This is a genomic window from Micromonospora sp. NPDC049203, assembly GCF_043197215.1.
GTDB lineage: Bacteria > Actinomycetota > Actinomycetes > Mycobacteriales > Micromonosporaceae > Micromonospora.
This window is the reverse complement of record NZ_JBICSV010000015.1, coordinates 32,465-50,512: the sequence shown is the minus strand read 5'-3', so window position 1 is coordinate 50,512 and position 18,048 is coordinate 32,465. Positions and strand designations below refer to the sequence as shown.

The 18,048-nt window shown below is 74.5% G+C and carries 15 protein-coding genes; 4 read left to right on the top strand and 11 right to left on the bottom strand.

Features of this window, described 5'->3' with window-relative positions; translation table 11 throughout:
- Positions 1-47 precede the first annotated feature (47 nt).
- The 3 genes from ACGFIA_RS27300 to ACGFIA_RS27290 form a co-directional block, all read right to left on the bottom strand.
- Complete coding sequence (locus ACGFIA_RS27300) at positions 48-668, bottom strand: hypothetical protein (RefSeq protein ID WP_357388773.1); 621 nt, start codon at positions 666-668, stop codon at positions 48-50.
- Positions 669-681: 13 nt separating this feature from the next.
- The gene (locus ACGFIA_RS27295) at positions 682-2,466 is read right to left on the bottom strand and encodes a DUF4012 domain-containing protein (RefSeq protein ID WP_393262807.1); all 1,785 of its coding nucleotides are present in this window, start codon (positions 2,464-2,466) and stop codon (positions 682-684) included.
- A gap of 102 nt (positions 2,467-2,568) precedes the next feature.
- Complete coding sequence (locus tag ACGFIA_RS27290; RefSeq protein ID WP_357388777.1) at positions 2,569-3,810, bottom strand: glycosyltransferase family 4 protein; 1,242 nt, start codon at positions 3,808-3,810, stop codon at positions 2,569-2,571.
- A 123-nt stretch (positions 3,811-3,933) separates the two neighbouring features.
- Here ACGFIA_RS27290 and ACGFIA_RS27285 point away from each other — a divergent pair, with 123 nt between their 5' ends.
- Positions 3,934-4,515 carry a low molecular weight phosphatase family protein gene (locus tag ACGFIA_RS27285; RefSeq protein WP_357388779.1) on the top strand — a complete coding sequence of 194 codons (582 nt, stop codon included), beginning with the start codon at positions 3,934-3,936 and terminating at the stop codon, positions 4,513-4,515.
- Here ACGFIA_RS27285 and ACGFIA_RS27280 read toward each other — a convergent pair.
- On the bottom strand, positions 4,496-5,944 hold the full coding sequence (locus ACGFIA_RS27280; RefSeq protein ID WP_357480018.1) for a polysaccharide biosynthesis tyrosine autokinase: 1,449 nt from the start codon (positions 5,942-5,944) through the stop codon (positions 4,496-4,498). The two genes, ACGFIA_RS27285 and ACGFIA_RS27280, sit on opposite strands and share 20 nt — an antisense overlap.
- A gap of 185 nt (positions 5,945-6,129) precedes the next feature.
- On the opposite strand from ACGFIA_RS27280, the gene ACGFIA_RS27275 reads away from it, so the two are divergent.
- Both ACGFIA_RS27275 and nhaA read left to right on the top strand, forming a co-directional pair.
- Complete coding sequence (locus ACGFIA_RS27275) at positions 6,130-7,977, top strand: polysaccharide biosynthesis protein (RefSeq protein WP_393262803.1); 1,848 nt, start codon at positions 6,130-6,132, stop codon at positions 7,975-7,977.
- A gap of 164 nt (positions 7,978-8,141) precedes the next feature.
- Positions 8,142-9,443 (top strand): Na+/H+ antiporter NhaA, encoded by a 1,302-nt coding sequence (gene nhaA / locus ACGFIA_RS27270; RefSeq protein WP_393262800.1) that lies wholly within the window; start codon positions 8,142-8,144, stop codon positions 9,441-9,443.
- Positions 9,444-9,494: 51 nt separating this feature from the next.
- Here nhaA and ACGFIA_RS27265 read toward each other — a convergent pair whose 3' ends face one another.
- The 7 genes from ACGFIA_RS27265 to ACGFIA_RS27235 form a co-directional block, all read right to left on the bottom strand.
- The gene (locus ACGFIA_RS27265) at positions 9,495-10,082 is read right to left on the bottom strand and encodes a TMEM165/GDT1 family protein (RefSeq protein ID WP_357391227.1); all 588 of its coding nucleotides are present in this window, start codon (positions 10,080-10,082) and stop codon (positions 9,495-9,497) included.
- Positions 10,083-10,310: 228 nt separating this feature from the next.
- Positions 10,311-11,276 (bottom strand): L-histidine N(alpha)-methyltransferase, encoded by a 966-nt coding sequence (egtD, locus tag ACGFIA_RS27260; RefSeq protein WP_393262797.1) that lies wholly within the window; start codon positions 11,274-11,276, stop codon positions 10,311-10,313.
- 32 nt (positions 11,277-11,308) lie between these two features.
- On the bottom strand, positions 11,309-12,055 hold the full coding sequence (gene egtC / locus ACGFIA_RS27255; protein WP_393262794.1) for an ergothioneine biosynthesis protein EgtC: 747 nt from the start codon (positions 12,053-12,055) through the stop codon (positions 11,309-11,311).
- A 9-nt stretch (positions 12,056-12,064) separates the two neighbouring features.
- Positions 12,065-13,372 carry an ergothioneine biosynthesis protein EgtB gene (egtB, locus tag ACGFIA_RS27250; RefSeq protein ID WP_357391233.1) on the bottom strand — a complete coding sequence of 436 codons (1,308 nt, stop codon included), beginning with the start codon at positions 13,370-13,372 and terminating at the stop codon, positions 12,065-12,067.
- Positions 13,369-14,604 (bottom strand): ergothioneine biosynthesis glutamate--cysteine ligase EgtA, encoded by a 1,236-nt coding sequence (gene egtA / locus ACGFIA_RS27245; protein ID WP_393262791.1) that lies wholly within the window; start codon positions 14,602-14,604, stop codon positions 13,369-13,371. The genes egtB and egtA overlap by 4 nt, the downstream gene beginning before the upstream one ends.
- Positions 14,605-14,759: 155 nt before the next feature.
- Positions 14,760-15,485 (bottom strand): hypothetical protein, encoded by a 726-nt coding sequence (locus ACGFIA_RS27240; RefSeq protein WP_393262788.1) that lies wholly within the window; start codon positions 15,483-15,485, stop codon positions 14,760-14,762.
- Between the two features lie 16 nt (positions 15,486-15,501).
- Positions 15,502-16,140 (bottom strand): RNA polymerase sigma factor, encoded by a 639-nt coding sequence (locus ACGFIA_RS27235; RefSeq protein ID WP_357391238.1) that lies wholly within the window; start codon positions 16,138-16,140, stop codon positions 15,502-15,504.
- A 502-nt stretch (positions 16,141-16,642) separates the two neighbouring features.
- Between ACGFIA_RS27235 and ACGFIA_RS27230 the strand changes: the two genes are divergently transcribed.
- Positions 16,643-18,034: a protein kinase gene (locus ACGFIA_RS27230; protein ID WP_357471340.1), complete on the top strand. Its 1,392-nt coding sequence runs from the start codon at positions 16,643-16,645 to the stop codon at positions 18,032-18,034.
- The last annotated feature ends 14 nt before the right edge of the window (positions 18,035-18,048 follow it).

Here is an 18,048-nt window from a genome sequence, read left to right as displayed (position 1 = left end):
CGGCGGGCACTCACGATCGAGCCGGGTCGTCCCCGGCGCGCCTCGGATCAGCCGAGGCGACGGCGACGCCAGGCCATCGAGGCCAGCAGCAGCACCGCACCGGCGGCGGCCAGGCCACCACCGAGCTTCAGCGGCGTGCCGATGCTGTCACCGGTGACCGGCAGGCCGCCCTTGTGCGGCGGCCGGGTCGGCTTTGGCGGACAGACGGTGCCGGTGGCGCTGGCGATCCGGCCGGACGTCAGACCGGTGGCGGTGAACGTGTACCGACCCGGCTGGGTCGGCCGGTAGGTGACGGTGAAGTTGCCGCTGGCGTCGGCCGTCACGGTGAACGTGGTCGGCGCGGGCTGCGGCTGGGCGCGGTTGGGCGTGTAGGCGACGGGCGCCATCGCCACCGTGCTGCCGTCGCTGCGTCGCGCGGTGCCCTCGGCCGGGGCGGCCACGGGCAGGCCCGAGATCGCCACGTCGATGCGAACCGTCTCATTCGGCGCGAAGTTCGAACCCTGCAGGGTGAACTTCTCGCCGAGGCAGGCGGCCAGCGGCGACACGGTCAGCGAGGCGACTTCCGGCGGGTAGACCGGAGGCTGCGGCTGCGCCGCCCCGGCCGCGGTCGGCACGGCCGCTACGGCCAGGCCCACCGTGAGCGCCATGATGATGCGGGATAGCCGCATGATGGTTTCCCTCCTACTGTTCACAGCTTGGTGCGTTGACTACTTGGGTGGTCCATGGGGTGACGGTGGGCGTGTGCACCAGCTCGGCCGTCCCGGCGCCGGTCTGGCCGGTGAGCACCGTGACGTCGAGCGTCCTGGTCTGCCCCGGGCGTGCCTCCACGTTCGCCACCGCCACCTGGCGGCGGCCGTCGGTGCCGCTGCCCATCGCGGTGTCCCGCCCGTCCAGCCGTCCGGTGAGGACGGCGCCGCCGGTGGGCGTGTGGACGGAGACGAACGTGCGTGCGGTGTACTTGGCGCCGGCCAGGGCCAGCCCGGTGACCGACTCGGTCAGGCCCGACTTCGGGGCGGTGGAGTGCACCGTCACCCGCAGCTTCAGTTCGCGGCGCCCGTCCGGCTGGCATTCGCCGACCGTCACGGTGGCCGAGAACCTGAGGTAGTAACCGAGCTTCGCGCCGCTGCCGTCGTTGAGGAACACGCCGACAGTCGGCACGGTGTCCTTCTCCGGAAGTTGACCGGCCAGCCGGCTGCCGGCCAGTGCGCGCTGTTCCTCAGATCGGACACTCCAGAACAATATCCGACGTTCGTTGATTGAACGGATAAAAACGGTCAAAAGCGCACGCGGGTCGATCGTCTTGGTGAACAGGGTGTCGAAGACACCCGAGGCCGCCTTGGTGAAGTACTCGTCCTGGTCCTTCGTGCCCAGGTCCCGGTACGAGTCACTGAGGAGCGTGCGGACGGCGGTGGCGGGGGCGAGTGCCGGCCCGTCCGGCACGTTGACCGGGCCCAAGACGCCGAGCAGGTAGGACAGGACCACCGGGTCCACCGCCAGCACACCGTCCACAGTCGTGCCGGTCCGGCGGCGCACCATGTCCCGGTAGAGCGCGGCGGCGGCCGGGAAGTCCGGGTTGAGGTTCACGTCCGCCGGATAGATGCCCGGCAGATCGCCCCAGAGCCGCTTCGCCTCCGCGTCGACCTTGAGTGGCGGGTCGAAGAACCGCAGGTCGGACGAACTGCCCTGCTTCACGAGGCGGATCCGTCCACCCTCGGCGCGCAGGACTGCGTACGCGCCGAACATGCCGCCCGTGGCGCGCAGCTCGGCCGGGTTCTGCGAGACCAGCAGATAGCTGCGCGGTCCGTCCGCGCCGAGCAGTGGCGGCAGCAGCCGCGCGCCGCGATCAGCCGCCGAGGTCAGCTCGCCGAGCTGGTCCAGCTCCGCGCGCAGCGCGGTGACCGCGTCGCCTACCTGCGTCACGAGGTCGCCGGTGGGCACCTTCCGCAGCCGGTCGGCAGTCGTGCGCACCGCCTGGTCGGCGGCGGAGACCTCGGCCGAGACGGCGCGCAGGCGGGCCAGGTCCAGCTTGCCCTGCTTCGGCACCAGCGAGGCGAGGTCGACGCGCAGCAGCGTGGGGAACGCGAGCCGGGCCAGGTCGTCCACCGCCACCGAGATCTGCCGTACGGCGGCCAGGTTGTCCCCCGCGTACGGGGTCTGCTGGCCGACCCACCACACCGGATCCCCGGTTTCGCCACGCGCGGCGGCGGCCTGCTCCTGCAACGCGGCGAGCGTGCGCTGGGCCCGGGCCACGTCGCCGTCGAGCACCTGGGCGCTGAGCTCCCGGGCCAGTCCGGCGGCGTTGACCAGGTGGGCGCGGGCCTGCCAGCCCCGGAACACGACCCAGCCGCCGGCGCTGAGCAGCACCGACACGACTACGAGCCCGGTCAGCAGGATCCGGCGGACCCGGGCGCGCCGGCGCCGGCGCGAGCGGCGCCGCCGGACGGGCGTGGCACCAGGTCCGGTCACGGATTCCCCCTACGTGTCGGTCGAATCGGACAGAATTCGCGATCGAGTGCTTTTTAGCACGAGAAAGTGCCTGTTCGAGGCGTTATTCGACGCTCTGATGAATTAGCTGCTGTGTGCGAGTTTTGTTCGGTTCGGCGTGCGCTCGGCCGCCTCGTGCAGCAGCGCCTCGATCCGGTCCACACCGGCCCGCATCGACATGTCCCGCAGGTACGCGTCGCGGCCCCGCCGGCCCATGTCGATCCGGGCGGCCGGCGGGATGGCGGCGGCCAGCCAGAAGCGGTCGGCCAGCGCCGCCCAGTCCTCCGGCGGGCAGGACAGGCCGGCGCGGGCCCGCTCCACCACCTCCGCCGTCTCCCCCGCCGCGGAGGCGATCACCGGCGCGGCGCAGGACAGCGCGGCCTGGAGCTTGTCGGGCACCCGGCCACGCAGCTCCGGCAGGTCGCGCTGGGCCACGAGCTGGTAGTCGGCGGCGGCGTAGAGCTGCGGCATGTCCACGGCGGACCGTCGTTCCAGGAACCGGACGTTGTCCGCGCCGAGGTCGGCGGCGAGCCCCCGGACCTGCCGCTCCTGCGGGCCCGATCCCACGAGCACCAGGTCCATCCGGTCGCCGAGCGCCGCCGCCGCGCGGACCGCCGTCTCCAGATCCTGGCGGACGCCGATCGTGCCGGCGTGCATCACCACGCAGCGGTCGTCCCGGCGGACCAGCCGCCGCACCGCCGGTCCGGCCTGGGTGGGCCGGAAGATGCGCTCGTCGGTCCAGTTCGGCGCCGTGCGCACCCGGCCCGGGTCGGCCCCGCCGGCACGGACGAGATCCGCCATGGACGGCGACCCGACAGCCACCACCGCCGCCTCCCGGTAGAGGCGACGGGTCGCGGCCTCCAGCCGCGCCGGCCGCCCGCTGTCCCGCTCGGCGCGCCCGTCCCGCTCGGTCCACACGTCCTGCACGTGCAGCACTGTCGGCGTGCGGCCGAGCAGCCGCCGCAGCCCGGTGGCGGCGAACGTGACCGCCGGGTGGCCGTAGACGTAGAGCACGTCGACGTCGCGCAGCAGTCCCCGGCCGGCGAGCGCGGCACTGCCGGCGAAGGACAGCCAGCTCGTGGTGCGGGCACGGGCGGAACCGTCGCCCGCGGCGTACCGGGGAACCCGGCGCACGGTCAGCCGCTCGCTGTGCGTCTGGTGCCGCCAGCGCTGCCGCCAGCCGGGATAGACGTGGCCGCCGGGGTAGTCCGGGAAACCGGTGAGCACCCGCACCTCGTGGCCCCGGGCCACCAGCTCCTCGGCCAGGCTGCCCGGGACGAACGCCGGCTCGGGCGGGAAGTGGTAGGTGAGGATGCCGACCCTCATGACGACGCTCCCGGCGCGGCTTTCCGGACGGCCGGGCGCCGCACCGCGTACGATTCCCGCATCCCCTCTGCGTCCGGCCGCGACCGCCGGAAGAACGCCGTCGCGGCACCCTCCGTCGCGACCGTGCCGACGAGAGGGGTGCAGATGGTCGACGAGGTGCTCTTCGTCTGCCACGCGAACATGTGCCGGTCACCGATGGCGGAGTTCATCGCCCGCCGCATGCTGGCCGGCCTGCCGTTGGCGGTGACCAGCGCGGGGACCGACGCGATCGACGGGGCGGCCATGCACCCATACGCGGTCGAGGTGACCGCGGCCACCGGCGCGGACCCGGCGGCCTTCCGGACCCGCCGGCTGCGCCCGGAGCACCTGACCGGGGCGGCGCTGGTGCTGACCGCGACCCGCCGGCAACGCTCGGCCTGCACCTCGCTGGCACCGGCCGCGCTGACCCGGACGTTCACGCTGCGGCAGTTCGCCCGGCTGGCGGCCGAGGCCCGCCCCGCCGAGGCGGAGGCGGATGCGGGCACGCCGTTGCGGGCGGCGGTGTCGGCCGCGGTCCGCGCCCGGGGGCGGCTGCAACCCGCCGCCCCCGACGCGGAGGACCTGCGCGATCCGATCGGCGGTTCGCCCGCCGACTTCCGGCGTTGTGCCGAGGAGATCGAGCGGTCGATCCGGCCCGTACTCGCACTCATCGCGACAGCCGGGTGAGTTCCTGCGTCCGGTCGCCCGCGGCCTTCGCGCCCCGCCGCGTTCCGGCCCGGTCGGCCGGCACGGAGGGCGCCGCGGGCGGCACGACCACCTTGTACGCCTCGTACTGGTAGGCGTCCGACTTGGCCACCTTGGCCATGTTCAGCACGCAGCCGAGCAGGCGCACCGAGACCGAGCTGAGCGCTTGCGCCGCCGCCGCGACCTGGCTGCGGGAGGTACGCCCCTGCTGGGTGACCAGGAGCGCGCCGTCGGCCTGCACGGCCACCACCACGCCGTCGGTGACCGCGAGCAGCGGCGCGGTGTCGAGGACCACGATGTCCGCCGAGTCCCGCAGCGCCACCAGCAGGTCCGCCATGGACTTCGAGCCGAGCAGCTCGCTCGGGTTGGGCGGGGTGGCGCCGCTGGGCAGCACCAGCAGGGACTTCTCGCCCCAGCGCTGCACCACGTCACCGACCTGGACGTCGCCGACCAGCACGTCGGTGAGGCCGACGCCGCCGTCGAGCCCGAGGTAGTCGGCGACCTTGGGGCGGCGCAGGTCGGCGTCGATCAGCAGCACCCGCCAGCCCGCCTCGGCCAGCGCGATGGCGGTGTTGCAGGCCATCGTGGTCTTGCCCTCGCCCTGCAGCGCGCTGGTGACCGCGATGACCCGGGCCGGCTCGTGGACGTCCACGAAGCGCAGGTTGGTACGCAGCTTGCGGACCGCCTCGGCGCGGGCAGAGGTGGCCGCGTCACCGACGATCAGCGGCGCCGCCTTCGCGCCGGTCTCGTACGGGACCTCGCCGAGCAGCGGGCTGCCGGTCACCCGTTGCAGCCCGGCGCCGTCGCGCATCCGGACGTCGGCCACCCCGCGCAGCACGGCCAGCGCGGCGCCGAGCAGCAGGCCGAGCAGACCGCCCAGGACCAGGTTGCGGGTGGGCTGCGGCGAGACCGGGTTCGAGGTGACCCGGGGGCCGCTCACCACCTCGATCTTGATCGGCGGCGCCTTGCCGTCCGGCGGCGTCTCGACCTTGCGCACCAGCTCGGTGAACTTCGTCGCGAGCGCCTCGGTGGTCTTCAGCGCCCGAGTCTGGTCGGTGTCGGTGATCGTCGCCTTGAGCAGCACCGTGCCGGTGGTGCTGGCCGTGCTGATCCGGCTGCGCACCTGGTCGGCGGTGAGGCCCAGCGGCGCGTCGGCGACGACGCTCTGCGCCAGCCGGTCGCTGGTGAGCAGGTCACCGTAGGACTTCACCCGCTGTTGGAGGAACAGGCTGCCCTGGTAGGCGTCGGTGACTCCCTGGCTGGGCGTGGTGACGAAGAACGTCACCGAGGCCTCGTACCGAGGCGCCGTCCGGACCGTCACGAGCGCGGCGGTGCCCACGGCGAGCATCACCGCCACCAACACGATCCACCAGTGGCGTCGGACCAGGCGCAGGTAGCCGAGAACGTCCATCACGCTCCCCCTCGCAACACGCCGGCCTGCCGATGAAACTGCACGAAAGCCCCCTAAAAGCACCAGTCGCCATGCCAGGATCAAATCGCCCATTCACGACGTTACGTGACTGGACGAATGTAAACGACTAAGCAGGCACAGAAGGTCTAATCCTTTCAATCCGGATAGGACGCAGAGGGCAGCCCATGGATCGTGAAGCCAGCACAACCGTGCGACCGCACAGCCGGATCACCCACCGAGCCGCCACCCTTTCCCTGTTAACGCTGGACACGGCCGCGTGGTGCGGCGGATTTCTCGGCGCCGCCTGGACGCGGTTCGAGTTCGACCTCACCGCCGACGCCAGCGCCCGTACGCTCGCCCTGGCGCTGGCCTGCGCCGCGCTGTACGCCGCACTCACGCTGCTGCGGTCCCGGATCTACGGCCGCTACCCGATCGGCAGCTCCGGGGACGCCCAAGGGCTGGCCGTCACCGTTGCGCTGGTCGCCGCCGTCGGCCTCGCCGCCGTGCTGCCGTGGGCGCAGCGGCCGGTCCCGGCGAGCACGCCGCTCGTCGGCGGCACCGTCGCCCTGGTGGCGATGGCCACCGCCCGCGGCCTCTGGCGGGCCTACGCCGACCGCCATCAGCCCGCCGCCCAGCACGCCGAACGCTGCCTGGTCTACGGGGTGGACGCGGCCAGCGAACGGCTGGTCCGGACGCTGCTGCACGACCCGGGCAGCGGCTACCGGCCGGTGGGCCTGCTCGACGACGCGCCCGACAGCCGCGGCCTGCGGCTGGAGCGGCTGCGCGTGCTGGGCGGCCGGGAACAGGTCGGCGACGCGGTCCGGGCGACCGGCGCGACCACAGTCATCTTCTCCATGAGCAGCTCGGACCCGCAGTTGCTGCGCGACGTCCGCACCCGCACGCTGGAGGCCGGAGCGGCGTTCAAGGTCCTGCCGCCGGTACGCGAGCTGCTCGACCGTCCGGTCGCCGCCACCGACGTACGCGACCTCCAGCTCACCGACCTGCTGGGCCGCGCGCACCGGGTGGCCGAGCTGAGCGTCGAGCGCGGCGGGCTGGCCGGCCGCCGGGTGCTCGTCACGGGCGCCGGCGGCTCGATCGGCTCGGAACTGTGCCGGCAGATCGCCCGCTGCGAGCCCGACGAGCTGATGATGCTCGACCGGGACGAGTCCGCGCTGCACGCCCTGCAGATGTCCCTGCACGGGCGCGCGCTGCTGGACGGGCCGGAGCTGATCCTGGCCGACATCCGCGACGCCGAGGGCATCGCCCGGGTGATCGCCGACCGGCAGCCCGACGTGGTGTTCCACGCCGCGGCGCTCAAGCACCTCACGCTTCTCCAGCGCCACCCCGGCGAGGCGATCAAGACCAACATCCTGGGTACGCTGAACGTGCTGGAGGCATGCCGGGACGTCGCCGAGTTCGTGAACATCTCCACCGACAAGGCGGCCAACCCGACGAGCGTCCTCGGCTACTCCAAACGGATCACCGAGCGGCTGACCGCGTACCACGCGCAGCGGCTCGACGGCAGATACCTGAGCGTCCGCTTCGGCAACGTGCTGAGCAGCCGCGGTTCGGTGCTCACCGCGTTCCAGGCGCAGATCCGGGCGGGGGTGCCGATCACCGTCACCCACCCCGACGTGACGCGCTACTTCATGACCGTGCAGGAGGCGGTGCACCTGGTGCTCCAGGCCGCGACGATCGGGCGGGGCGGCGAGGCGCTGGTCCTCGACATGGGCGAGCCGGTCCGGATCGCCGACGTGGCACGCCGGCTGGCCGCCGAGGCGGGCCGGCCGGTGGAGATCGTCTTCACCGGCCTGCGCCCGGGCGAGAAGCTGCACGAGCACCTGTTCGGCGCCGACGAGGTGGACAGCCGTCCGCTGCACCCGTTGATCTCCCACGTCGCGGTGCCCGCGCTGGACCCGGACGAGGTGCGCGGGCTGGACCCGTACGCCGACCCGGAGGAGCTGGTCAAGCGGATGGCCGCCTTCTGCGAGCCGGCCGGGGTGTCCCTGCCGGCGCTGCCCGGGCAACGCTGACCCGGCGGCCGACGGGACGCCGTATCCAGGAGGTGGGATCGGCGTCCCATCGGCCGGAGAGCGGCTCGCCGGCGGTGGCGGACGCCCGATAGGGTTGGTCCCGGTGTGCCGGGAAGCCTGGTCGGCGATGACTCCGCCGACCCCAGCTTCCGAACGGATCCCGCATGCGCCAGCACACCCCGCACCGCCCCCGCCTGCTGTCCCGCCGTTCCTGGCCGGAGGCCCGCTTCCTGGCCGACGTGCTGCGCACCGAGACGGTCGGTGGCGGCCTGCTGCTGCTCGGCGCGTTGCTCGCCCTGGTCTGGGCCAACTCGCCGTGGCGGGCCGGGTACGCCGAACTGAGCCACTGGGTGCCCTGGCCCGGCGGCGCCGGGCTGCACCTGGACCTCGACCTGCGCACCTGGGCCGCCGACGGGCTGCTGGCGATCTTCTTCTTCGTGGTCGGTCTGGAGCTCAAGCGCGAGTTCGTCGCCGGTGACCTGCGTGACCCCCGCCGGGCCGCGCTGCCGGTGATCGCCGCGCTCGGCGGCATGGTCGCCCCCGCGCTGATCTACCTGGCGGTGACGCTCGGCGCCGGCGGCACCGGCCTGCGCGGCTGGGCCATCCCCACCGCCACCGACATCGCCTTCGCACTCGCCGTGCTCGCCGTGGTCAGCTCCCACCTGCCGCAGGGGCTGCGCGCCTTCCTGCTCACCCTCGCCGTGGTCGACGACCTCTTCGCGATCACCATCATCGCGATCTTCTACACCGACGCGTTCCACCCGTTGCCGCTGCTCGCCGCGCTGCTGCCGATCGCCGCGTTCGGGCTGCTCGTGCAGAAGCGGCGGACCTGGTGGTGGGCGCTGATCCCGCTCGCGGTGACCGCCTGGGCGCTGGTGCACGCCTCCGGTGTGCACGCCACAGTGGCGGGCGTGCTGCTCGGGTTCACCGTGCCGGTGCTGCGCGGGCGCGACGGCGCACCCGGGCTGGCCGAGCGGCTGGAGCACCGCTGGCGGCCCGTCTCCGCCGGCCTGGCAGTACCGGTCTTCGCCTTCTTCGCCGCCGGGGTGACGCTGGTCGGGGTGGATGTGGGCGGCGTGCTCACCAGCCCGGTGGTGCTCGCGGTCGCCGCCGGGCTGGTGCTCGGCAAGGTGATCGGCGTGTTCGGGTCGACGTACCTGCTCGCCCGGTTCACCCGGGCCGAACTGGACGAGGAGATCACCTGGGCCGACCTGGCCGGGCTCGCGCTGCTGGCCGGCATCGGCTTCACCGTGTCGCTGCTCATCGGCGAGCTGGCGTTCGGCCCCGGCAGCCCGGAGGAGGACGGCGTCAAGGTGGCGGTGCTGCTCGGCTCGCTCACCTCCGCCCTGCTGGCCTCGGTGGTGCTGGTCCGCCGCAACCGGGCCTACCGGCGGATCAGTGAGCGCGAGAGCCGGGACGCCGACGGTGACGGCGTACCGGACGTCTACCAGCAGGGCCCGGCCTGACGACGCCGGCCGCCGTTCCCGCAGCGGGAACGGCGGCCGGCGTCGCTGCGGTCAGTTCAGCTCGGCGACCGCCTCGAAGATCAGCCACAGGCCGCAGATGGCGAACAGCACCGCCGCGCCGTAGCGGATGGTCCGCTCCGGCAGGTGCCGGCCGAGCATCCGGCCCACCAGGATCGCCAGCGCGTCCGCGGCGACCATGCCGAGTGTCGAGCCGAGCCAGGTGCCGAACCAGCCGTACTTGGTGGCCAGCGTGATGGTGGCGAGCATTGTCTTGTCGCCCAGCTCGGCCAGGAAGAACGCCACACCGACGGCGATGACGGCGGACTTGCCGCCGCGCTCGGCCTTGCGCTTCTCCTCCTCGGTCAGCTTGTCGCCGCGCAGCGTCCAGGCGCCGAAGCCGAGGAACGCCACACCGGCGATGAGCGAGATCCACCCGGTGGGCAGGGCGGCGCCCAGGCCGTACCCGATGGCCACCGAGGCCAGGTGGACGACGGCGGTGGCGATCGTGATGCCGATGAGCACCGGCACCGGCTTGAACCGCGTGGCGAACGTCAGCGCCATGAGCTGGGACTTGTCGCCCAGCTCGGCCACGAAGATGACGCCGAAGCTGACCACCAGCGCGACGAGGAAACCCTCCATGTGAACCTTCCCGATCAAGCCGGGAGGAGGAACGGGGGCGCCCTCGACCCGGCTGCGACAGCCTGAGTCGAAGGTCTCGCCCGCCCCGGGGACCGGGGCCGCGTGGCCGGGTGCGGAACGCACCAGTGTGTCGACCACGACATTGGGGGCTACTCCCCTTCGCGCCGACCAGCCTAGCCGATCACCGGCCCGGCCGGTCACCGGGTGTGGTCGCGGCCACCCCGAGCCTCAGTCGGCCCGGGCCAGGCTCACCCCGAACAACCCGTCCGGATCGGTCCAGAACGCCCGCCTGTCGAACCCGGCGGCGGTCAGCTCGGCGGCGATCCCCTCCGGCCGGAACTTCGCCGACACCTCGGTCCGCAGCTCCTCACCGGCGGCGAACACCACGTCGGTGTCCAGGACCCGCACCCGGGTCGGGTGCTCGGCGCGCAACCGCATCTCGATCCACTCCCGCTCGGGATCCCAGACGGCCACGTGGCGGAACGCGTCGACGTCGAAGTCCGCACCCAGCTCGCGGTTGATCACCCGGAGCACGTTGCGGTTGAACTCGGCGGTCACGCCCGCCGCGTCGTCGTAGGCGGGCACGATCACGCCCGGGTCCTTGACCAGGTCGGTGCCGACCAGCAGCCAGTCGCCGGTCTCCAGCGCCGCGCGCATCGCGGTGAGGAACCCGGCCCGCTCCGCCGGCAGCAGGTTGCCGATCGTGCCGCCGAGGAACGCCACCAGGCGCCGGCCGCCGGTGGGCAGCCGGTCCAGGTGGCGGGTGAAGTCGCCGACCATCCCCCGGACCCGCAGCCCCGGGTACGCGGCGGCGATCTGCTCGGTGGACGACCGCAACGCGCTCACCGACACGTCCAGCGGCACGAAGGTGCCCAGGTCGCTGTGGCGGGTGAACGCGTCCAGCAGCAGCCGGGTCTTCTCCGACGAGCCCGAACCCAGCTCGATCAGCGTCTTCGCGCCGGTCATGGTGGCCACGTCGTCGGCGTGCGCGGCCAGCACCGCCCGCTCGGCCCGGGTCGGGTAGTACTCCGGCAGGCGGGTGATCTCCTCGAACAGCTCGCTGCCCCGGGCGTCGTAGAACCACTTCGGCGGCAGCCACTTCGGCGTCGCGGCCAGCCCGACCCGTACGTCCTCCCGCAGACCACGGTCGAGGTCCTGCTGCTCCAGGTGGATCTCCAGCGGCTCCGCGCTCATCGAGTGTCCTCTCTTGCGGTGGGTACGGATCGTCAGGCGGCGGTCGTCTCCCGCACGTCGAGCCCGCCCGTGGTCGCCACCACGAGCCGGCCGTCCGGCACGGCCCGCCAGGCCGGGTCGTCGTCGAACGGTTCGGATGCCAGCAGCACCGAGTCCGGGCCGCGGCGCACCGACAGCGCGTGCCCGGCCGTGTTCGCCACCACTGTCGTACCGTCGGTGAGCAGCAGGTTCAGCCGCGAGCCGGGAGCGGCGGCGGTGACCGCCGCGACGGTGTCGGCCACCGCCGCGTCCGGCTGCGCTCCGGCGCGCAGCCGGTGCCGGACCAGCGCCCACAGCAACGCCGAGTCGGTCGGCACGTCCAGGGTGATCAGGTCGCGGACGGGCAGGCCGGCGGCGAGCGGGACCAGGCTGTCCGGCCAGCCCCGCACCACGCCGTTGTGGCTGAACAGCCACCGCCCCTCGGCGAAGGGCGCGGCGGCGGTCTCGTGCAGCGGCATGCCGACGGTGGCGGAGCGGACGGCGGCCAGCACCGCCCGCACCCGCGTCACGGCGGCCAGCTCCGGCAGCGTGGTGTCGCTCCACATCGGCTGCGCCCGCCGGTAGCGGACCGGGTCGCCGTCGTCCGGGTACCAGGCGACGCCGAAGCCGTCGGCGTTTATCGTGCCGCCGCCGCGCATGTCACGCGGCGCCCACGACTGGCGCAGCAGCCCGTACGGCGGGTCGGACAGCAGGCTGCGCAGGAGCACCGGTGGACCGAGGTACGCGAGGTGACGGCACATCGGGCCGGCTCACTCCTCCGGGCCGGCGTCGCGGGCGCAGCGGAACCCGCTGAAGATCTGCCGCCGGATCGGGTAGTCCCAGTTGCGGAACGTGCCCCGGCAGGCGGCCCGGTCGGTGCCGAACGAGCCGCCCCGCAGCACCCGGTGGTCGTCGCCGAAGAAGACCTCCGAGTACTCCCGGTAGGGGAACGCGGTGAATCCCGGGTGCCCCCGGAACGGCGAGGAGGTCCACTCCCACACGTCGCCGACGAGCTGGTGCACGCCCAGCGGCGAGGCGCCGCCCGGGTACGCGCCCACCGGCGCCGGCCACAGGTGCCGCTGGCCCAGGTTGGCGTGCTCGCCGGTCGGGTCCTCGTCACCCCACGGGTAGCGGCGGGACCGGCCGGTCGCCGGATCCCAGCGGGCAGCCTTCTCCCACTCCGCCTCCGTGGGCAGCCGCTTGCCGGCCCACGCCGCGTACGCCTGTGCCTCGTACCAGCAGACGTGCACCACCGGCTCGTCGTCGCGTACCGCCGACCAGCGGCCGAACCGGCGGTACGCCCAGCCGTCCCCGTCGCGCCGCCAGTGCATCGGCGCGCTCAGGCCCGCCTCGACGCGGTGCCGCCAGCCGGCCTCGCTCCACCAGCGCGGCTCGTCGTACCCGCCGTCGGCGATGAACGCCCGGTACTGGCCGTTCGTCACCGGCGCGGCGTCGATGAGGTACGCGGGCAGGTCGACGGTGTGCGCCGGGCGCTCGTTGTCCAGCGCCCACGGGTCGGTGGAGGTGCCCATGGTGAACGGACCGGCCGGCACCCGTACCTCCCCGCCGACCCGGGCCCGGGGCTCCGGCGGGGGCGGCGCGTCCAGCACCGGGGCGCCGGCGCGCAGCTGGTGGGTGGCGAGCATGGTCTCGTCGTGCTGCTGCTCGTGCTGCAGGATCATGCCGAACGCGAACCCGTCGGCGACGAGGGGACGCTCGGTGAAGCGGATGCCGTCGAGCAGGTCGAACACCTTGTCCCGGACCGTCCGCACGTAGGCGCGGGCCTCGGCGGGCGGCAGCAGCGGCAGCGCCGGCCGGTCCTTGCGGGGCTGCTTGAACGCGTCGTAGAGGTCGTCGATGTCGTGGCGCACCGGGTCACGGCCGCCGACGTCGCGGACCAGCCACAGTTCCTCCTGGTTGCCGACGTGCGCCAGGTCCCAGACCAGCGGCGACATCAGCGTGGAGTGCTGCCGGACCAGGTCGTCGTCGTCCACCGCGTCGGTCAGCAGGGCGGTACGGGCCCGGGTCCGCTCCAGCTCCGCGGCGATCCGGTCGCGTAGTCGCTCGGTGGTGGTCACCGGTGTCCCCTCTCCGCGGCGGCGCGGCGCCGCCGGATCGCTCGATCGGTCTCGTCGTGGATGCCGTCCGGCAGGCCGAGCCGGGGCAGGGCCGTCAGGGCCAGGTCGAACAGCGCCGCCGCGGCGCTCGCCAGGGGACGCTCGGCCAGCCCGCACCGGGCCGCCGCGTGCCACCTGTCGGCGACCGGACCGGCCACGGCGAGCGCGTCCCGGGTGGTGGCCGGGTCGGCGAAGAGCGCCGCCAGCACCGCCAGCGGCACCGTCCACGCCGGGCCGGGCTGGGTGTCCAGGTAGCGCAGCTCCAGGTAGCCGCGCGGGCGTACCGGCGGGAACAGCGTGCTCAGGTGGTATTCCAGGTCGTCGGTGGTGGGCGGGCGGGGCAGCGCGCCGGCCAGCCAGTCGGCGAACGTGACACCGGGCGGCGCGGTCCAGTCCGGGCCGTCGCCGCGTACGCACAGCAGCGGCGCGGCGAGCGCGTACCCGGTCCAGGCCGCCACCGGGTCCTCGTCGGCGTGCCGCGGCGACCACACCGGCCTGGTCCGGGCCGGGTCGATGGCCAGCCAGGTGGCCATCCGGGCGGACGCCCAGCCGGTGCGGCGGCCGGCATGCCGGTCGGCGGTGGCGAACGCGGCGAGCAGCGGCGGGCCGACGGCGTGCACGGCGGCCCAGCGCTGCGCCAGGTGCTGCGGCTCGCCCGCGTCCAGGCAGACCTGGAGGCCGGCGGTGCTGTACATCATCGCCCGTCCGGCCGGGCCGCGCCGGTCGAAGGCCCGGCGCATGGCCCGGTAGCGGGGGGTCTCCACGACGGGCCGGGGCAGGCGCCAGGGGTCCATCCCGCTGCGGCCGAGCACCAGGCCGGCGGCGTCCAGCCGGGCCCGCAGCTCGGCGACGTCGGCCTCGGTGGCCAGGATGAGCGCGGCGACCGACGAGCGCGGCATCGCGGAGATCTCCACCTGCCCGCCGGGCTCCACGGTCACGGCGCCGCCGCGCCGGAGCTCGCCGGCCGGGCTGGTGGGGTCGAGGGTCACGGGGCTGTGCCGCCCCAGCGCCTCGCGTAGTCGCTCGCGGTCGACCGGCCGGGCCGGGTCCGCGGCGTCGTGCACTGTCCATTCCAGTTCGACGCCGACGAGTGCGGGTGGCCCGGTCTTGAAGCAGATCCGGGCGAGGTGGCCCCGGGCCGCCTCCTCGCCCCCCAGGACGACTGCCCGGTCCAGGTCCGGTGACATCACCATGGGACGGCTCCTCCTCGGCGGTGGGCGGCCACGTCGTGGCGGCGGGCCCGGCCGGGACGGCACGGGACGCCGTCCCACCATCCTCTGTCTAGCAGATGAGATCCGCTTGCCCAGGGAGATGAATTATTGTCCGGAATCTGATTGCGCGGTGGCGTTCAGTCGTCCTCGTCGTCCGGGTCCTCCGCCGGCTCGTCCACCAGGTTCCGGCAGTAGCTCTCCACCTGCTCGGGGCCGCCGGCCGCGGTCACCAGGTCGGCGAAGCCCGGTGCGGTGAGCGCCTTCGCCCGCTGCCGCTCCGACTTGGCCAGGTAGGCGCGGCAGTGCCCGGCCATGCTGTTGTTCCCGCGGGTCGGGGACGCGGAGTGCGGGGTCGCGCCGCTCGGCGTCACGCTCGGTGTCGCAGCCGGCGGTGACGTCGCGTCGGACGCGTCGCCGGCCGGTGTGCTCGGCGCCGGCCGGGAGGGGCCGGTGACGGCGGGGCCGGCGCCGGTCGGGCCCTCGCCGGTGGGGCGGGCCGTGGTGGCGGGCGGGAGGACCGGCTCGGGCTCGCGGTCCAGGCGCACCGCGGCGAACGCCACCCCGGCGACGGCGGTGGCGGCCAGCCCGGACAGCGCGGCGGCGATCCGCAGGCGCCGGCGCGGACGCGGCGCGACAACCGGTCCGGCCGCCGGTGACGCCCCGGACGTCCGGGCCGCCCGGAAGGCGGCGAGCGCCTGCTCCTCCCCGGCGACCTCGCCGGGTTCCGCAGGTCCGGCCGCGGCGGACAGCAGCCGGGTCAGCGGGTCCGCGTCGGCCGCCGGCGGCGTGCCGGCGCGCGCGGCGTCGAGCAGGCGGTCGGACTCCGCCCGGTCGGCGGGCCCGCCGGACCGGCGATCGTGCATGCCGTCTCCCCTCACGTCAGCCCTCCGCCGGCTCGGCCTCGGGCGCGTGCGGCACCTGGCGGTCGGTACGGGGACGCGGCGCGGTGGCGTCCCGGACGTCGTCCGGCGCGGCCCGCGCCGCCGCCGAGCGCTCCAGCATCGCGGCCAGCCGGCGCAGGCCCCGGTGCGCGGCGGTGCGCACCGCGCCGGCCCGCCGGCCCAGCACCCGCCCGGCGGTCTCCGCGTCCAGGCCGATCACGGCCCGCAGCATCACCGCCTCGGCCTCCGCCGGCGGCAGCGTACGGATCAGCGCCAGCGCGTTCTCGGTGGCGATGGCCTCGCCGGCCCGGTCGGCGGTGTCGACGTCGGCGGCCAGGTCGTTCAGCGCCTGCACCGGCACCGGCACCGAGGGACGTCGCCGCTGCCGGCGCAGGTGGTCCATGGCGCGGTTGCGGGCGATGGTGACCACCCAGGCGCGGAACTCGCCGCCGGTGAACGACGGCAGGTCGCGGGAGATCTGGAGCCACGCCTCCGAGGCCACGTCCTCGGCGTCGGTCCCGACGAGCGCGGTCAGGTAGCGCAGCAGGGCGGGTTGCAGGCTGCGGTAGAGGAATCGGAACGCCTCCTCGTCGCCCGCCTGGGCAGCGGCGACCGCCTCGTTCAGCTCGGCCGTCACGCGCGCCGTCCGGCCCGGCTGACGGCCCGGCGCCGGGCGTCAACGGCAGCCGGTGGCCACACCGCCATCCGCACTCGCCCCCCCGGTGAGCTGATCAGGCACGCGCACGAGCGTGCGGTGCGCCATGGAACACCGCCCGCGGCAGCGGGCGTCGGCGGGACATACCGTACCGGCGGCCGGCTGCGGCCGGGAGTCGGGCCGACACGGGAACCCGCGGGGGCGCCTCGGCAAGGCGTCGGCCGCCGGGAAAACAGAGAGAAATGTCTAGCGCCGACTCCGGCGTGTCGTGGTAACACCGAGGGCGGCCGCGACGCTCACCGCTGCGGTCCGCGCCGCCGCGGGAGAGCCCGCCACGCGGGGGCGGGTGACTTTCTGGCCGATCGTACCGGGTCGATCACGATCAGCCGATCGGCGTACCGGCTGTCGGACACCCGGCCGATCGGGCAGCCGGAGCCGGGCACGGATCTCGCGGGAAATACTTCGCGCCCGCTGTGGGTACGGTATGGGGGTGCTGTCCTCAGACGTCGTACTCAGCGGTCGGTACCGCCTGGATGACCGTGTCGCCACCGGCGGCATGGGCGACGTCTGGCGTGCCACCGACCTGGTCCTCGGCCGTCCGGTCGCGGTGAAGGTGCTGCTTCCCGCCCTGGTGTCCGACCCCGACTTCATCGCCCGGTTCCGCGCCGAGGCGCGGATCATGGCCTCACTGCGCCATCCCGGCGTGGTCCAGGTCTTCGACTGCGGCGAGGACGATCTGCCCAGCGGCGGGCGGGCCGACTACCTGGTGATGGAGTTCGTCGCCGGTGAGCCGCTGTCCCGGCGGATCGAGGACGCCGGGTGCCTCGAGGTGGCCGAGACCATGTCGATCGTGGCCCAGGTGGCGCAGGCGCTGCACGCGGCGCACGGGCGCGGCATCGTCCACCGCGACGTGAAGCCGAGCAACCTGCTGGTGCAGGACGACGGCACTGTGGTCCTGGTCGACTTCGGGGTGGCCCGCTCGACCAACGTCACGAGCATCACCAGCACGAACGCGGTGCCCGGCACCGCCCTCTACATGGCGCCGGAGCAGGCCGCCGGCCGGCCCGTCTCGGGTGCCACCGACGTGTACGCGCTCGGTGCCGTCGCTTACTGCTGCCTCACCGGCAGCCCGCCGTTCACCGGCGACAACCCGCTCCAGGTGGCCGTACGCCATCTCGACGACGAGCCGCCGGAGCTGCCGGCGGAGATCCCGCCGGCGGTGCGGGAGCTGGTGTCCCGGGCGCTGGCCAAGGATCCGGCCGACCGCTATCCGAGCGCCGCGGCGATGGCCGACGCGGCCCGGGCCGCGCGGACCGACTCGCCGGCCGCGACGACGGCGCTACGCGGCGCGGCGGGCTCGGCGCGGTCCCGCGACGACCAGCCGGCGGTCCGCCCGGGCGCCGCGGTGGCGACCTCGCGGCGGCGGGGCCGGCGCGGCACGCTCGTCGGTGCGCTGGGCGCGGTGCTGGTGGCGATGGGCGCGCTGGGCGCGCTGGTGGCCGCCGCGAACGACACCACCGAGCCGGCCACGAAGATCGACTCGACGGCGCCCGCCGTCGCGCCGAGCGACCCGGCCGCGGAGCCGGTCGCCGACGAGCCGTCGGCGAGCGACGAGTACACCTACCGTCCGGTCGGCCCGGGTGGCCGGCCGTCGGCCACGCCCTCGGTGACGCCGAGCGCCTCGCCGACCCCGTCGGCCCAGCCGAGCGTGACGGAGGCGCCGGCACCGACCCGCGAGCCGAGCAGCACGCCGTCCAGCGCACCGACGACGACGGCGCCCACCACGCCGCCCGCGCCCGACCCGACCACCGCCGACCCGGGCACCGGTCCCGGTGGCGGCGGTGACACCGGCGGGCAGCCGGCCACCCAGCCCTGACGCACGGCAGCGAC

Coding starts and splice junctions, on each gene's coding strand:
- ACGFIA_RS27300 (WP_357388773.1), bottom strand. CDS start 668: ATGCGGCTATCCCGCATCATCATGGCGCTCACGGTGGGCCTGGCCGTA.
- ACGFIA_RS27290 (WP_357388777.1), bottom strand. CDS start 3,810: ATGAGGGTCGGCATCCTCACCTACCACTTCCCGCCCGAGCCGGCGTTC.
- ACGFIA_RS27280 (WP_357480018.1), bottom strand. CDS start 5,944: ATGGACGTTCTCGGCTACCTGCGCCTGGTCCGACGCCACTGGTGGATC.
- ACGFIA_RS27275 (WP_393262803.1), top strand. CDS start 6,130: ATGGATCGTGAAGCCAGCACAACCGTGCGACCGCACAGCCGGATCACC.
- nhaA (WP_393262800.1), top strand. CDS start 8,142: ATGCGCCAGCACACCCCGCACCGCCCCCGCCTGCTGTCCCGCCGTTCC.
- ACGFIA_RS27265 (WP_357391227.1), bottom strand. CDS start 10,082: ATGGAGGGTTTCCTCGTCGCGCTGGTGGTCAGCTTCGGCGTCATCTTC.
- egtD (WP_393262797.1), bottom strand. CDS start 11,276: ATGAGCGCGGAGCCGCTGGAGATCCACCTGGAGCAGCAGGACCTCGAC.
- egtC (WP_393262794.1), bottom strand. CDS start 12,055: ATGTGCCGTCACCTCGCGTACCTCGGTCCACCGGTGCTCCTGCGCAGC.
- egtA (WP_393262791.1), bottom strand. CDS start 14,604: ATGGTGATGTCACCGGACCTGGACCGGGCAGTCGTCCTGGGGGGCGAG.
- ACGFIA_RS27240 (WP_393262788.1), bottom strand. CDS start 15,485: ATGCACGATCGCCGGTCCGGCGGGCCCGCCGACCGGGCGGAGTCCGAC.
- ACGFIA_RS27230 (WP_357471340.1), top strand. CDS start 16,643: ATGGGGGTGCTGTCCTCAGACGTCGTACTCAGCGGTCGGTACCGCCTG.